The organism is Leadbetterella byssophila DSM 17132, from assembly GCF_000166395.1.
GTDB classification, from domain to species: Bacteria; Bacteroidota; Bacteroidia; order Cytophagales; family Spirosomataceae; genus Leadbetterella; species Leadbetterella byssophila.
The window spans coordinates 2,204,236-2,219,973 of sequence record NC_014655.1; the positions used below are offsets into that span (position 1 = coordinate 2,204,236).

A 15,738-nucleotide genomic window follows, 5' to 3' on the forward strand; every position below is an offset into this window, starting at 1 on the left:
GTCGCAAAATTAAAGAAAATCTGTTTAGGATAATGCTTATAGCTTGACCATTTTAACCCCGTAAGTTACCTTCCCTACTCTTATCCTTACCAAATACGTCCCCGGAGGCACATTAACCTGAAGAATTACGTCATGTTGGGCCGGCCTGTATTCTCCCGTCATTAACTGTGCCACTTCTTTCCCTTCCAGAGTGACTAGGGTCACAGTGACCTTCGCCTGGTAATGCAGATTCATTCTCAAATATGTCCAGTCCTGTACTACAGGGTTAGGGAAGATCATGAATTTATCTCTCTCCAAACTGGGTTTTTCGCCTACTGAGGGTTGACCGGTCTCAGGATCTATGATCACCACAGGTGGATCCGGTGGCTTAGGGAGAGTGGGATCTTTTTGGGTACTCTTCAAAAAGCCTGTTTCATTTATATAGTTAAATTTCTGTCCAAAGATCCTCTCGGCAAAATCATGCGACTGCCCGAACCAATTGGTCACAATTTCATAGTATATACTCCTGAAATCTGTAGCATAAGTATGATTAAATCCATCATATAAAGGATAATATCCAAAGTAACCCCCTATAATCTCCCCTCTCACTGCAGACCCAAAACTGAACATGATGCTAGAGGTTCCATGATCTGTACCTGCGCTACCGTTTTCATACGGCCTTCTTCCGAATTCCGAGGCCGTGATACCTACTACCTTTTTGTCATGACCTAATTTTTCTATATCCGACTGGAAAGAAGAAATAGCTTCTGATAATTCCTTCAGCAATTTGGAATGTGTTCCGTCAAGGCCACCCTGGTTTGCATGAGTATCATATCCGGTTTGCTCTACGAAATAGACCTTCGTCTTCAGCCCCCCATCTATTAATCGGGCTACTAATTTCAATTGTTGAGATAAAGTATTATTGGTATAAGATTCCATATTCTTTCCGGAATCATACGCTCTTTTGATCACTTGGGAGTACTCTCTTACTTCTACCCCAACGTTATTAACATAGTCAAATTCCTGCTTAAAGAAACCTTCTGCTTCTATATCAATCTTATCACCTCCCACCATTTGCCCCTGGAGATACATATCATCAGCACTTTCAAGGACTATAGATTTTTCACCTGTTTCTCCCAGGAACATCAAAGAAGGGGTTTTCCCTATCTGTATACAATAAGGACTTTCAGGTTTATCAGCGCCCGCATAGGTATCAAAATATCTGCCCAGCCAACCGGTAGGAAGAGGCTGAGAAGTACTGGAAGGTACTATTCCACTTAACCATATATCAGTAGACCTAAAATGAGAGAAATCCGGATTGGGATAGCCTAAGCCACTCAGCACTCCTAATTTTCCTTCTTGAAACAGACCCAGCATGCCTCCTTTCACTCCCTGACTGAGACTAGGATGCATGGCCATACCTTGTTCTTTACTGATTATCGTAACGGATTTCTGTGGAATATGTAAGGTAGGGCGGAATTGATTATAGTACATGTCCCACTCGTACGGAGTGATGGTATTCATCCCATCATTTCCTCCGAAGAGCTGCACTACTACCACAATATTATCATTCTCATTGACGTAGGAGGCCGGTTGAAAGGCACTTAGATCCATTTTGTCCAACTTCATGCTGGACACTACCCCTAATCCTAATGTGGAATTCTTTATAAAACCTCTTCTCTTCATGACAAATAAAATTCAGGAGCCTTGATCACATTTTCCAACAGTTTCTTGATTCTATTTCCGGCTTCCGTCTTATTGATTCCGGACCAGTCGGCACCTAAAATATCAACAAATCCCTTAAACCTTTCCCCTGTCACGGGCCTACCAAAGAAAGTCTCCAAGATTCTACTAGTGAGCCTTTCTCTATCCCCTGAATTATCCATGGTTTCCGCCCAGTTAGCAAAGTCGTTAGCAGAATTATAGGAAAAGATCTCATGTATATAATATATAGTAGTAGGTAAACTTTTGGTGGATACCCAACTTCTATACCCTTTCCATCCGCTCACATTAGGAGGATTAAACAATTCTAAACCTAATTCTGACATGATATTTCGGGCATACTTATCTACAAACTTCAGATGAGCTACCATATTAACTATAGTCTCAGCTGGAGATTTTAATTGAATGCCAATATTTTCCGGTGCAAAGAAATGTTTACTTCTCAGTAAGGTTTTTAAGACAGGTTGGAATTCGAATTTCTCTTGTCTTAATTGGGCTGCTAATTCATTGATGATCTTCTCGTCCTGAGCATTGGGATTTGCGTATACAAAATACTTGTAGAACTTAGACATCATAAACTTCGCGGCAATGTCCCCTTTTTTATTCAGAATAACCTGGATCAGTCTTCTTACGGAATTATTAAAGACATTTTCCTGAGTTACTTCATAATTCACCTGGAAGGTTTCATCGAAGAAACGTTTGGTATTCTTGTCGAAGTCGTTCGGATTAAAATACCCCCTATTTGGAGTAAGAGATTCGTCAGAAAAATATTTGATCTTCCAGCCGGTTAAGATCTTTGCAGCTTCTTTGATATCTGCTTCTGTATAGTTACCTACACCTAAAGAATACAGCTCTAATAATTCCCTGGCAAAGTTTTCATTGGGAGCCTCCGCTACGTTTTCTCCTCCGTTAAGATATACCAGCATAGCGCCATCTATGCAGATTTTCTCTAACAAGGTATAGAAATTCCCGGCAAAATTCTTGCGGAATAGATCATTCTGCAAGTACATAGGAATGACGGGAATATTTACACAGTTGGCATATTGAGTAGTAAGGTGCCCATGCCAAAAGAAAGTCATCTTTTCAACTATGCTCTCTTTGTCGTTTTTCATTTGGGTTACCCACCATCCGCCCAGATCCCAGTTGTAATCTCCATAATGCAGATTCAATTTATTTGCTTCTGCATCTTTCGCGGAGCCTGAAAGCTTATCCGGGTCCCGAATCTGATCATTCACAAATGAGGGGGGAGCGGGAGAAGTATTTCCGTTCGCAAACAAGCCGTCCACAACCTCCCTTGCCGTTTTACCTACGTACTTATCAATGACATTAGGAGAAAGTGCAAAACAGCACCTCTGAAGGAGATGCCGAACTTCCATGCGAGTCAAAGGAGAGGTATGCTCTTCCAATCCTGCTTTAACCTCTGCTCTGTGTAGACCTAAAAATCCTCTTCTCGAAACCACAGCCATTTTTTTAGAAAATTTGCTATACCTCTGAAAATTAATAAATAAAGAAGTAAAAACCCAGAAAAATGCGGTGAAAACTTCTAAACACTAGTTCTCAACCTTGTATCACCTATACAAACAAACACCTGATTTACAACCACTTAACTACACATAAATCGCTCCATTTAAGCGAAAAATTAATCAAAAAATCACAATTATTGTCATACTAATAAATCAACCGCCCAATTATTGGACTACAGAATTAAATTTTACTTTCGGTTAATTTTTGCGAATAATTAAGAACTCATCCTTCCTTTTATAGAAATTTATTTTTATTATTGCTTCGACGATTTCTAACTAAATAACAAACATTAACTATGAAGAAAAATCTACTTTTTCTTCTGAGCTTGCTTTTGCTTTTTTGGAGCGAAACACAAGCCCAGAACAGAACCATTACCGGAAAAGTAACAGCCTCTGAAGACGGCTCACCCATCCCTGGAGCTACAGTACAAGTAAAAGGCAGCTCCATTGCTACTAACACAGATGCAGAAGGATCCTTTTCCATTCAAGCTTCATCAAGCCAAACTCTCGTATTTTCCTTCGTTGGATTTGCTAGTTCAGAACAAAGTGTAGGAAATCGCTCTGTCATTAATGTAAGTCTAGAAACAGACTTAAAACTGTTGGACGAACTGGTTGTTACGGGTGTTGCCGGTGCTACTTCACGTAAGAAACTAACCGTTTCTGTAGCAAAAGTAGGCGGTGACAAGTTGAGTATTGTACCAGCCACTTCAGCAGCCGGAGCATTAACGGGAAAGGTTGCCGGTCTTAAAACCTCTGCCGGAGGCGGTAGCCCAGGTGCGAACGTTGACTTATTATTAAGAGGTGACAACAACCTAAACACCAGCTCTGCTCCCCTACTTTTAGTAGACGGTATCATCCTAACAGGTAGCTTAGCTGACCTTAACGTTGATGATATTGAGTCCATTGAAGTAGTAAAAGGTGCTGCAGCTGCCGCCCTTTACGGTTCGCGTGCAGGTAATGGTGTAATTGCCGTAACTACTAAACGTGGTAGTTCAGGAAGCATTAACAAAACGGATATCGTGGTTAGAAACGAGATCGGTAGCTCTCAAATCGCAAAATATCTGGAAACAGCAGAGTCTCATGTTTATGCTTTAGCAGATGACTGGCAAACTGCTCAAGGAAGGTATACGAAGTACAAAGGCGTTACTTATCCAGCTGATTATGCAGGAGGTGGATATGATCCAAGAATCACAGGAAGTAGAAGTATTGACCCTGATGGCTATATGGATAATCCTTATGGAGTATATAGAGACATGCAAAGTGACATCTTCCGTACAGGTACTAACTTAACTAACTTTGTGTCTGTGTCCAACCGTACCGATAGGGGGAACGTTTATCTGTCGTTTGAGAACAATTTACAACAAGGCGTTATGAAGTTGACAGATGGTTATAACCGTCAGAACTTCAGAATCAACGTAGACCATCACCTAACTAAATGGTTAAAAGTAAGTGCTTCGAACTTATTCCTGAACAGAACCACTAACACTCCTTCTCAAAGCAACGGTATTTTCTATAACATTGCTCGTCTAGAGAAGGACGTAGATGTATTTGCTAAGAACCCTGATGGCCAGCCATATTATGTTCGTTTTAACCACTTCAATGACGAAACTGAAAACCCTCTTTATTATCTATATAAGAGAAAGCAAGAGGCTAAAACGCGTAGATGGTTAGCTAACTACTCCGCTAACGTACGCCTTACATCATGGGCTGATCTAGACCTTACACAAACCATGGAGATTTCAAACTTCCGTGAGGAAATTATCAACCCTATGGATACTTGGCAGCGTTCAGGTGGTGTGATTGAGGATAACTACCAAAAATATAGTGGTGGTAGTATTTCTAATTCTACTAACGAATCAAAAACAGCAAACAGCCAGTTCACTTTGAACCTGAACCGTAAATTTGGTGATCTATCTACTAGAGCAAAACTATCATACCTGTATGAAAATCGTCATTACGAAAGTAACTACATGTATGGACAGAAGTTCGTGATCTCAGGAATAGAAAACTTCAAAAACATCCGTTCAGAAGACATTACCTCAGGTGACTCTTACCAAGAAGACGAAAGAGCTCAGAACTATTTTGCCATCTTAGGTTTAGATTATAAAGATCGTTACTTATTTGACGGTATGTACCGTTATGACGGTTCATCCTTGTTCGGACCGGATGCCAGATGGAATTCTTATTACAGATTATCCGGGGCATACCGTATTTCTGAAGATGTAAAAATCAACGGAATTGATGAATTAAAAGTGCGTGTTGCTCATGGTACAGCAGGTATCCGTCCTAATTTCGCATGGCAATATGAAGTTTATAGCTTATCTAGTGGTAATACCTCTCCTTCTCAAAAAGGTAACCGCTTGCTAAAACCTTCTACTACAGCTGAAACGGAAATTGGTATCAATGTAGACTTCTTGAAGAAGTTTACCTTTGAGGCTACTTATGCCATGTCAGTAACCAAAGACCAATTCTTAAACGTTCCTTTGGTAGCGTTCTTGAATGACGGTTTCCCTAACCAGTGGCAAAATGCCGGGGAAGTAAAATCCAATACCTTTGAATTCACCTTAGGTGCCAACTGGTATAAGAAAAAGGATTTCTCTTGGAATACCAATATTGTATTCTCTAAAGTAAATCAGAAGATCACTAAACTCCCTATCCCTCCTTATAGCCCAGGTGGTCAAGACCTAAACGGTGACCAAGGTAACCTGTTCAGAATCGCAGAAGGCGAGGTTTACGGTGCCATTTACGGTTATAAAATGATAAGAACACTGGAAGAGATGTCTCAACAGCTCCCAGAAGGAAAAACCATTGGCGATTACGAAATCAACAGTGACGGTTATGTAGTTCCAAAAGGATCTCAAGGAACAGCAAGTGAAATGCCGATCAAGAAACTTAACGCTGATGGAACTCCTTGGTACGGAAAAATAGGTAATGGTAACCCTGACTTCATAGCCGGTATCACTAACACCGTTACTTATAAAAACTTCCAATTCTACTTATTACTAGACTGGAAACAAGGTGGAGACATCTACAATGGCAAAGAGCAGCGTTTGGCATTTAACAACGTGAGTAAACGACAAGACATGACGAATGTTCCTCAAGACAAGAAGAAAGTGGCTTCTTACGTAGGCTCTAACACCGGTTTCTACGATGCAAATAATGCAAATGCTTACTGGGTAGAAGACGGCACATATGTTAAAGTAAGAGAATTAGCTATAGGATATAACCTTCCTAGCCGTTGGGTGAAAGGCTTCTCTAAAGGTATTAATGCCAGAGTTATTGGTAGAAACCTTTTAACTTTCACTAACTATTCAGGGTATGACCCTGAAGTGGGATCAATCCGCTTCCCTGTAGATGGTATTTATGCCAACCCACTTTACAGACAATACGCGTTTTCACTTACTCTAAACTTCTAATTTGAACGATGAAAAATATAAAATCAATTTTCCTCGCATTTTCTGCCTTGATCTTGGCCGGATGTGACCCTGATCTACTAGATGTAGAAAACAAAAACAACCCCGATTTCCAGAAGGTGTATGCAAAAGGAGAAGACGTAGAAAATGTAGCCAGTAACCTTTTCAATACCTACTACCATGGAGAACATAACCCTAGTGGTGTAAAACCCATGTTAGCAGTAGCTTCTGATAATGTGACTTGTTCTCACGGTAACTTCGGTATGTGGCACGCTTCAAGCGAACCAAGGGACCTCGCTTGGGATAACAGCCCTAGCTATTCGAACCAATCGCAAACCAAATATACTTACGATAGAATGTATGGTGCTATAGCCACGGCCAACAACGTGATCAAAGCCATAGAAAGCGGTGTTCAAATTGGCAAAAACGGAGAAGGAAATAACAGAACTATGGCAGTAGCTAGATTCATCCAGGGTATTGCCTATGGAAATCTGGCCCTAGTGTATGACAGAGCTCATGTAGTGGATGAGAAAACTACTGTAGAAGGAGTGTTTGAAACCGCTATCCCGTATAATGAGGTGGCTGCTAAAGCAATAGAATACTTGGATCAAGCTATTTCTCTTAGCAACAATACTTTCTCAATTCCAACCAGCTGGTTCGCTTCGCAGACGGCTATATCAAACACTGAATTCAAGAAAATAGCAAGCACAGTGGCAGCAAGAATCATGTCAAACGTTCCTAGAAACAAGACAGAACTAGCTGCTGTAAACTGGGCAAAAGTGAAAGCATACGCGGATGCAGGTATCACTGCCGACTGGAACGTGGTATTTGATGGTGGTACCCTTTGGTACGATCAAGGTACCCAGTACCTTACCACTGCAGGTTGGGGCAAGGTGGACATGTACGTGGTACACATGATGGATCCAAAACAGCCTCAAATCTGGGAAAATAGAGCTGACTTCCCTCACCCTCCGGCTTCTACAGACCCAGTTGACCAACGCCTCTTCACTGACTTCCAATACACTGCATCAAACGGCTTCCGCGCAGACAGAGGATATTTCAACTTCTCAAACTATCGTCATTCGCGTTATGATCACCTGTTTGTTAACCATTCAGGTCCAAAAGCGCATATCATGAAAACTGAAAACGATATGATGAGAGCAGAAGCACGTGTTTATTTAGGTGAATTACAGGAAGCCGCAGATATTATCAATGCCTCAACTCGTATTACTAGAGGTAAAATGAGTCCGGTAGCAGTAAATAAAGACGATATCTTACAAGCTATTCATCACGAAAGACATGTAGAATGTACAGTAAGTAGTGGTGGTCTACAATTCTTCACTATGAGAAAACTAGACCTGTTACAAAAAGGTACCTTCTTGCATTTCCCTATACCAGCAAGAACATTAGAGACATTCCGCGTAGAACCTCCTTTCTACACCTTTGGCACTGTAGCTAAGGCAGACGGAAAAGGTACCTCAAATGGAGGATGGAAATAAGTTTAAATTGGTTAATAGACAAAAGGCCGCCCCTTTTAGGGACGGCCTTTCTTTATTAGATCCAAGACCAAATCAGGCTCAAATCCTTTATTTACCAGATGGTCCACCATTTTTTTTTGTCGAACCAAAGGATTGGTTTCTGACTTCAGTTTCTCTCTTTGCTTATCTATAAGCTCCAGTATGACTTCCTGGTAATCATCATCCGGAATTTCAGCCATCCCCTCTTCAATGCACCTATCACTCAGACCTTTGCCTTTTAATTCATACCGAATCTTTCGCCTTCCCCATCTCTTAACCCTAAACTTACCTCCTGCAAACTGCTTGGCAAACCGACTTTCATTGAGATAATTTTCAGTGATAAGATAGGCAATCACCTCCTCAACTTCATCTGTACTTGCCCCCCAAGAATATAACTTATCCCGTACTTCCTGCTGGGTACGCTCCTGATATACACAAAACTGAGCCGCCTTTAAGAGAAAGGACTTCATATTTATGCCGCCTCTTCTGCTTTAGGTGGAAATAGTAATGAAGCAATGATACTCACTGCAAGAATACCGATGATCATTAAAAGAGAATGCACATTAGTGAATCCAATCTCATGTAACCAAGTATGCGCTAACATCTTCACCCCAATAAACGTCAATAACACGCCTAAGCCATATTTCAAATAAGCGAACATATCAATAATGTTCACCAAGAAGAAGAACATAGACCTAAGACCCATGATAGCAAATACATTCGAGAAGAATACGATATACGGATCTTTAGTGATGGAGAAGATGGCAGGAATAGAATCCACCGCAAAGATCACATCTGTGAAAGCAATCACCACAATCACCATGAAAAGTGGAGTAACATACACCTTGTTCTTATGGTACTTGTTGCGGAAGAATAATCTATCTGCCACAAAGCGTTCATATACATTGAAAAACCTTCCGGTTATCTTTACAGCCGGGTGGTTTTTGGTATCAATATTCTCTTCTTCCTCCTTCTTAAACAAGATAGATAATCCCGTATAAACCAGGAATGCGCCAAATACTAACAAGATCCAATCAAACTTCTGTATCAAAGCTGCACCTAAGAAGATGAATACAAATCTTAAAACTATGGAACCTAATATCCCCCAAACCAAGACCTTCTTGTAATGCTTTGGCTTAACTCCGAAGGAATTGAATATCAGAATAAAAACAAAGATATTATCTACTGACAAGGAATACTCCACCAAATATCCGGTGATATATTCCAGTGCCATGTTATTTTGGAACAAGGTCATATCCCTGACATAGTCGCCTGTAAAATCTATGGCAGGATAGAACTCATCTTTAATATGCTGCAAATGGGCTGCATCACTCACATCATGTACCCAATGGCCATAGTGGCGCAAAAAGAAGTAAAACGCTATAGCCAAGCTCACCCATACGGCCGACCAAAAAGCGGCTTCCTTAAACTTCACTACGTGTTCCTTCTTACTACTAAATGCTCCCAAATCTAAAAGCATCACAAAAATGGTGAACAAGGCGAAGCCACCGAAAAATATAACCTCGTTAGATAGATTCATTTTTATAAATTAAAATACAAAGTAAATCAAAAAAATTAAAGTACAGACCCTAAGAATTCTGCTATCTCTTTTCGCTCGGCTAACTTCTCCTTCAAATGTTCCAAAAGAATCACCTCCTTTTCTTCATCCACAAAATTCAACTCTTCTATGACCTGATTGATTTCCTTTTTAATCTTTAATAAGGCTATTCTAAAGTTGATGCGAGTAATATTTTCTCCCAGATTATCTTGATACTCAGGAATGAAGATCTCGTACTTCTTCCAGTGCTGACTGAGCTCATGCTTTGGGGTCTCCCATTGTATCACTTTCTCTTGTATTCTATGATCAGGATGGGAAATGAAGTATCTGGTAGTTGGAGCTTCGCCCCTACTATAAAATTCATAATACTGACGGTATATAGCATTCAGAACAGGATCTTGAACAATATCAGCCTCCGTTTCGGAGAAGATATAATCTGCCAATACATGCGCTTCAGAGATCTGTACCTGACCATATAGTACCAAATCCCTTACCAAAGCCTCCTCTTCCGGATGATCCTCTTGAGAAAGGATCTCCATCTCAATGTTTCTTTTAGGCGCCACCTGCCCTCCATCCTGCTTAGCCACAGGCTTGAGATTAGTGACGGTCTTCTTATTGCCTTCATTGATCAGTATGGCTTCATCAATGTTAAGGAGCTTTGCTACTTCCTGATAAAAGATTTGACGCTTTACAGGATTTGGAACCTTGGTAATGGAAAGCACTAAACTCTCTACAAGTTCAGCTTTCTTCACTGCGTCCTGTCCTACATCTTCAAGAGAGATTTCCGTTTTAAAACGGATAAAGTCTTTTTGGTTCTGCTCTACATACCTGGTAAATGCCTCACCCCCAACCTTTCGAATATAACTATCCGGATCATCGCCTTCCGGAAAAACCACGGCTTTTACATTCAAACCCTCTTCAAGTATCAGATCTATACCTCTTAGGGATGCTTTAATACCCGCAGAGTCTCCGTCATAAAGCACCGTTATATTATCCGTAAACCTTCCTATCAAGCGTATTTGCTCTACCGTTAAGGAAGTTCCTGAGGAGGCCACCACATTCTCTATTCCTGCTTGATGTAATGAAATCACATCTGTATAACCTTCTACAAGGAAACAGTTCTCTTTTTGTCGGATCGCGTTCTTTGCCTGATAGATACCATAAACTATCTTGCTTTTATGGTAAATTTCCGTCTCAGGAGAGTTGATGTATTTCGGAGCTTTCGCATCCGTTTTTAAGATTCTGGCACCAAAAGCTATGGTTTTCCCCGCAACATTATGGATAGGGAATACTACCCTCCCTCTGAAGCGGTCCAGATATGTATTGTCATCCTTTTTAGAAACTAAACCCGCCTTTTCTAATACTTCCTGGGAAAAACCCGCTTGGGTAGCGGTTTTATAGAACAGATCTCTGCCGTCAGGAGCGAAACCCAAATGAAATCTTTCCATAACCGGCTTTGAAAAGCCTCTTTCTATGAAATAGCTGGCCCCTACACTTTGTCCTTCAGAGCTATTTAGGAGATAATCTCTAAAGAAATTATTTGCAAATTCTGAGACGATGAAGAGACTTTCCCTTTCATTTTGCGCAGCAAGCTCAGAGTCCGTAAATTCCTTCTCCTTGATCTCAATGTTATACTTCTTTGCTAACCATTTAAGAGCATCCGGATAAGAAAGACCTTCCAAATCCATCACAAACCTTACGGAATCACCGCCTTTTCCACAGCCAAAACACTTATAAATACCCTTAGCAGGAGAGACAGAGAAGGACGGAGTTTTCTCATTATGGAATGGGCAACAAGCTATTAGGTTTGCCCCCCTTCTCTTAAGGGTCACAAACTCGCCTACTACCTCACCAATATCAGCAGCTTGAAGAATTTGATTGACGGTATCCTGAGGAATCATAACGTAAAAGTAAGGCTTTTTTACCTATGGAATGTACAAATGCGTCCAAGCATTTTTTTTCCACAATAAGCCGAGTTATAAACATACACAGCGCAGTATATCTCTTAACTTTTTTATCTTTGTTCTTCTTTTAAAAAACCAATACTCCTTATGGGTAAGATTATTTCCATTGTAAACCAGAAAGGTGGAGTGGGTAAAACCACTACTGCCATCAACCTATCGGCCAGCCTCGCTGTGCTGGATTATAAAATCCTGCTCATCGACACAGATCCCCAGGCAAACGCCGGCTCAGGCATTGGAGTAGATAGTAAAGAACAAAAACATAATATCTATACGGCGCTCGTGGGTCAGTCGCCTATCAAAGACTGTATAGTTAAAACCCAAATTCCTAACCTGGACCTCATATCCTCTCACATTGACCTAGCAGGTTTCGAACTTGAAATCGTAAATCAGGTAGCCAGAGAATATATATTGAAGGAAATCATAGGGGAAGTTAAGGATGATTATGATTTTATCTTTATCGACTGTTCCCCTTCCTTAGGTCTAATGGTTATCAACTCCATCGTGGCTTCTGATAGTGTACTTATTCCCGTACAGTGCGAGTACTTCGCTTTGGAAGGAATTGCAAAGCTGCAGAACACTATAGAGATCATCCGTAAGCGATTGAATCCTGAACTAGCCATGGAAGGTTACGTATTGACCATGTATGATGGCAGAACAAACCTGTCTAAGATGGTGGTGGATGACGTAAGAAAACACTTTGGCACCTTATGTTTTAGCACCTTAGTACCAAGAAATGTGAAATTAGCCGAAGCACCAAGCTACGGCGTACCTGCCCTGTTAATGTTCTCTGAAGATGGAGAATTTGATATCTCTTATTTGGAAAACAAAGGAGCAAAGAGTTATATTGATCTAGCCAAAGAACTATTAAGAAGAAATTCGCTTCCTGAGATAAAAAATGGAGAATAAAGGAAAAGGCCTCAACTCCCTTTTGGGAGATTCTGACTTAGTGGTCAAACGTAAAGTAGCCGCATTTGTAGGAGTTAAAGAGGTAGAGGTAGACAGAATAGTGGTGGGAAGCTCCCAGCCCCGCAAATCCTTTGATGAATCTGCTTTGAGAGAACTGGCAGACTCCATCAAACTGCAGGGACTCATTCAGCCCATAACCGTTAGAGAAACTTCTGAAGGGAAGCTGGAAATTATTTCAGGGGAAAGAAGGTTCCGGGCATCCAAGTTAGCGGGCCTAACCCGCATACCTGCCTATATCAGGGAAGTAGACGATCAGCGCTCTTTAGAGATGGCTTTGATCGAAAACATCCAAAGGGAAAACCTCAACCCTATAGAAATAGCCCTTTCTTACCGCCGGATGATGGAAGAACTAGGTTTCCGCCAAGAAGACTTAGGCCAAAGGGTAGGAAAAAGCAGATCTAACATCACTAATTTTCTACGCTTGCTCCAGCTACCCACAGAGATTCAAACCGGCTTAGTACTGGGTGTAGTTACAGTAGGGCAAGTTCGTCCTTTGATCCCGGTGAATGACCCATCTTTGCAAATGGATATCTACCAGAAGATCCTGGAAGATAACCTTAGTGCCCGGGAGGTAGAAGCTCTGGTCAAAAGAGGTAATGCCTTCGAGGCTCAGGCGAATGAACTGGAAATGCACAGGGAAGATATGCGCATAGAGGAAATGACCCTAAAAGGTAAGACCAAAGTGCCTATTAAAATCAAGGTTCAAGACATCAACAAAGGACAGGTTACTATCCGTTTTTCTAATGCAGATGATCTGGAAAAGATCTTGCAAAAATTGAAATAAACCTAAGATATTAAGGGACTAATAATTCGCCGGACAAGAACTCCAATCGTTAGTCTTTTACGCGAAAATTTGTTATCTTTGTAAGATTTTAAGTCCCAAGAAGGGACTTTTCAAATGCTATGAGCGAAAACAACAAACAAGACTACTCAGCTAGTAATATCCAGGTACTGGAAGGTTTAGAAGCCGTACGTAAACGTCCGGCTATGTACATTGGAGACATCGGAATAAAAGGTCTGCACCATTTAATCTGGGAGGTTGTAGATAACTCCATAGATGAGGCTATGGCAGGATACTGTAACCGAATTGAAACTACGATCAATACTGACAACTCGATTACAGTAAAGGATAACGGTAGAGGTATCCCTACCGGTTGGCACGAGAAAGAACAAAAATCTGCCCTTGAAGTTGTACTTACCGTACTTCATGCCGGTGGTAAATTTGATAAAGACACCTATAAAGTATCCGGAGGTCTTCACGGCGTGGGGGTATCCTGTGTGAATGCCCTTTCTACTCACTTGAGAGCAGAAGTTCACCGAGACGGAAAGATCACGGAACAGGAGTTCAGCATTGGTAAGCCTCTTTATCCTGCCAGAGAAATAGGCACTACAGATTACAGAGGAACTATCATTCACTTCAAACCGGATGATAGCATTTTTCAGGTAACAGAATACAAGTACGAAACGGTAGCTAACCGTCTTCGTGAACTTTCTTTCCTGAACAAAGGAATCACCCTTACTCTGACTGACCTTAGAGAATTAGACGAAGAAGGAAAACCAAAATACGAAGAGTTCCACTCAGAAGGTGGTCTAATAGAGTTTGTAGAATATCTGGACAAAAGCAGAGAACGCCTGATCACCACTCCAATGTATATGGAGGGTCAAAGAGACGGGGTACCGGTAGAAGTTTCCATGACCTACAATACCTCTTATTCTGAAAACGTATCTTCTTTCGTAAATAATATTAACACTCCTGAAGGCGGTACACACGTGTCCGGTTTCCGCATGGCCTTAACGCGTACATTGAAAAGCTATGCTGAAAAATCAGGTTTATTAGCAAAAGAGAAGATTGAGATTTCAGGTGACGACTTCCGCGAAGGTCTAACTGCCGTTATCTCAGTAAAGGTGGCTGAACCTCAATTCGAAGGTCAAACCAAATCTAAACTAGGTAACTCTGAAGTAACCGCTGCAGTGAGTGGTTGCGTACAGGAAATGCTTGAAAACTACCTGGAGGAAAATCCGAAAGATGCGAAGATCATCGTAGATAAAGTGATTCTGGCGGCAAGAGCGCGTATAGCTGCAAAGAAAGCCAGAGAGATGGTTCAACGTAAAAACGTTTTAGTAGGATCCGGACTTCCCGGAAAACTAGCCGACTGCTCCGAGCATGATCCGGCACTTTGCGAAGTCTACCTGGTAGAGGGTGACTCTGCAGGAGGTTCTGCAAAACAAGGGAGAGATAGAAACTTCCAGGCCATTCTTCCATTAAGAGGTAAAATCCTTAACGTGGAAAAAGCTCAGGAATATAAGATCTACGAAAACGAAGAGATCAAAAACATCTTCACTGCTCTTGGAGTTCAGATCGGAAAAGAGGGCGACGAAAGAGCGCTGAATCTTGAAAAATTGAGATATCACAAGATCATCATCATGACGGATGCCGATATTGACGGTAGTCACATCCGTACTTTGATCCTTACCTTCTTCTATAGATTCATGCGTGAAATCATAGAAAACGGTTACCTATACATCGCTCAACCCCCTCTATACCTTGTTAAAAAAGGTAAAGATGAGATCTACGCATGGACCGAAGAACAACGCTACGCTGCTGTTAAAAAGTTAGCCGGTGGTGGAAAAGAAGAAAACGTAGGAGTTCAGCGTTATAAAGGTTTGGGAGAGATGAACCCTGAACAGCTTTGGGAAACTACCATGAACCCTCAGCACCGCACGTTAAAACAGGTTACTATAGAATCTGCCGCTGAAGCAGATATGTTATTCTCCATGTTAATGGGTGACGATGTACCACCTAGACGTGACTTTATTGAGAAAAATGCACGCTATGCTAACGTAGACGCATAAGATAAATATCCCTCCAAAAAAGCGGAGATTACCTCTCCGCTTTTTTTTCCTCCCTTCTCAAAAAATATATTATCAATATTTTATTTTTTTGTGCACTTTTCTTATATCAAAAATCGTTAATTGATTGATATTTAATTTTTTACGCACAAAAGTTTGCTAACTTTTTAAAATTAATAAATTAAAAAGTTGACAAATTTTCATTTATATTTGTTCATACAAGTGAACAAAATTATACAACCTACT

10 protein-coding genes are annotated in these 15,738 nt (G+C 41.0%); 5 read left to right on the forward strand and 5 right to left on the reverse strand.

Going from position 1 to position 15,738, the window contains the following annotated elements; genetic code table 11:
• Nucleotides 1-36 precede the first annotated feature (36 nt).
• The gene (locus LBYS_RS10255; protein ID WP_013408807.1) at nucleotides 37-1,665 is read right to left on the reverse strand and encodes a DUF1501 domain-containing protein; all 1,629 of its coding nucleotides are present in this window, start codon (nucleotides 1,663-1,665) and stop codon (nucleotides 37-39) included.
• Nucleotides 1,662-3,167, reverse strand: a complete 1,506-nt coding sequence (locus tag LBYS_RS10260; RefSeq protein WP_013408808.1) for a DUF1800 domain-containing protein — start codon at nucleotides 3,165-3,167, stop codon at nucleotides 1,662-1,664. Before LBYS_RS10260 ends, LBYS_RS10255 begins: the two co-directional genes overlap by 4 nt.
• A 353-nt stretch (nucleotides 3,168-3,520) precedes the next feature.
• On the opposite strand from LBYS_RS10260, the gene LBYS_RS10265 reads away from it, so the two are divergent.
• Together LBYS_RS10265 and LBYS_RS10270 are read left to right on the forward strand one after the other, a co-directional pair.
• Nucleotides 3,521-6,640 carry a SusC/RagA family TonB-linked outer membrane protein gene (locus LBYS_RS10265; RefSeq protein WP_013408809.1) on the forward strand — a complete coding sequence of 1,040 codons (3,120 nt, stop codon included), beginning with the start codon at nucleotides 3,521-3,523 and terminating at the stop codon, nucleotides 6,638-6,640.
• Nucleotides 6,641-6,648: 8 nt separating this feature from the next.
• Entirely contained in the window at nucleotides 6,649-8,136 is a 1,488-nt protein-coding gene (locus LBYS_RS10270) for a RagB/SusD family nutrient uptake outer membrane protein (RefSeq protein ID WP_013408810.1), read from the forward strand.
• A 35-nt stretch (nucleotides 8,137-8,171) separates the two neighbouring features.
• On the opposite strand, the gene LBYS_RS10275 is transcribed toward LBYS_RS10270, so the two are convergent.
• The 3 genes from LBYS_RS10275 to dnaG are packed head-to-tail and all read right to left on the reverse strand — an operon-like array spanning nucleotide 8,172 to nucleotide 11,613.
• A complete protein-coding gene (locus LBYS_RS10275; protein WP_013408811.1) occupies nucleotides 8,172-8,624 on the reverse strand; it encodes a regulatory protein RecX in 453 nt (150 codons plus the stop codon).
• Nucleotides 8,625-8,626: 2 nt separating this feature from the next.
• Nucleotides 8,627-9,694 carry a TerC/Alx family metal homeostasis membrane protein gene (locus tag LBYS_RS10280; protein WP_013408812.1) on the reverse strand — a complete coding sequence of 356 codons (1,068 nt, stop codon included), beginning with the start codon at nucleotides 9,692-9,694 and terminating at the stop codon, nucleotides 8,627-8,629.
• A 35-nt stretch (nucleotides 9,695-9,729) separates the two neighbouring features.
• Entirely contained in the window at nucleotides 9,730-11,613 is a 1,884-nt protein-coding gene (gene dnaG, locus LBYS_RS10285) for a DNA primase (RefSeq protein ID WP_013408813.1), read from the reverse strand.
• 150 nt (nucleotides 11,614-11,763) lie between these two features.
• Between dnaG and LBYS_RS10290 the strand changes: the two genes are divergently transcribed.
• From LBYS_RS10290 to gyrB, 3 genes are all read left to right on the forward strand, one after another.
• On the forward strand, nucleotides 11,764-12,582 hold the full coding sequence (locus tag LBYS_RS10290) for a ParA family protein (protein WP_013408814.1): 819 nt from the start codon (nucleotides 11,764-11,766) through the stop codon (nucleotides 12,580-12,582).
• Nucleotides 12,572-13,426 (forward strand): ParB/RepB/Spo0J family partition protein, encoded by an 855-nt coding sequence (locus LBYS_RS10295; RefSeq protein ID WP_013408815.1) that lies wholly within the window; start codon nucleotides 12,572-12,574, stop codon nucleotides 13,424-13,426. The genes LBYS_RS10290 and LBYS_RS10295 overlap by 11 nt, the downstream gene beginning before the upstream one ends.
• Nucleotides 13,427-13,545: 119 nt before the next feature.
• Nucleotides 13,546-15,495 (forward strand): DNA topoisomerase (ATP-hydrolyzing) subunit B, encoded by a 1,950-nt coding sequence (gene gyrB / locus LBYS_RS10300; RefSeq protein ID WP_013408816.1) that lies wholly within the window; start codon nucleotides 13,546-13,548, stop codon nucleotides 15,493-15,495.
• Nucleotides 15,496-15,738: the final 243 nt, after the last annotated feature.

Bases quoted from the DNA above. Each gene is read 5' to 3' on its own strand.
- LBYS_RS10255 (WP_013408807.1), bottom strand. From the start codon at position 1,665: ATGAAGAGAAGAGGTTTTATAAAGAATTCCACATTAGGATTAGGGGTA.
- LBYS_RS10260 (WP_013408808.1), bottom strand. From the start codon at position 3,167: ATGGCTGTGGTTTCGAGAAGAGGATTTTTAGGTCTACACAGAGCAGAG.
- LBYS_RS10265 (WP_013408809.1), top strand. From the start codon at position 3,521: ATGAAGAAAAATCTACTTTTTCTTCTGAGCTTGCTTTTGCTTTTTTGG.
- LBYS_RS10270 (WP_013408810.1), top strand. From the start codon at position 6,649: ATGAAAAATATAAAATCAATTTTCCTCGCATTTTCTGCCTTGATCTTG.
- LBYS_RS10275 (WP_013408811.1), bottom strand. From the start codon at position 8,624: ATGAAGTCCTTTCTCTTAAAGGCGGCTCAGTTTTGTGTATATCAGGAG.
- LBYS_RS10280 (WP_013408812.1), bottom strand. From the start codon at position 9,694: ATGAATCTATCTAACGAGGTTATATTTTTCGGTGGCTTCGCCTTGTTC.
- dnaG (WP_013408813.1), bottom strand. From the start codon at position 11,613: ATGATTCCTCAGGATACCGTCAATCAAATTCTTCAAGCTGCTGATATT.
- LBYS_RS10290 (WP_013408814.1), top strand. From the start codon at position 11,764: ATGGGTAAGATTATTTCCATTGTAAACCAGAAAGGTGGAGTGGGTAAA.
- LBYS_RS10295 (WP_013408815.1), top strand. From the start codon at position 12,572: ATGGAGAATAAAGGAAAAGGCCTCAACTCCCTTTTGGGAGATTCTGAC.
- gyrB (WP_013408816.1), top strand. From the start codon at position 13,546: ATGAGCGAAAACAACAAACAAGACTACTCAGCTAGTAATATCCAGGTA.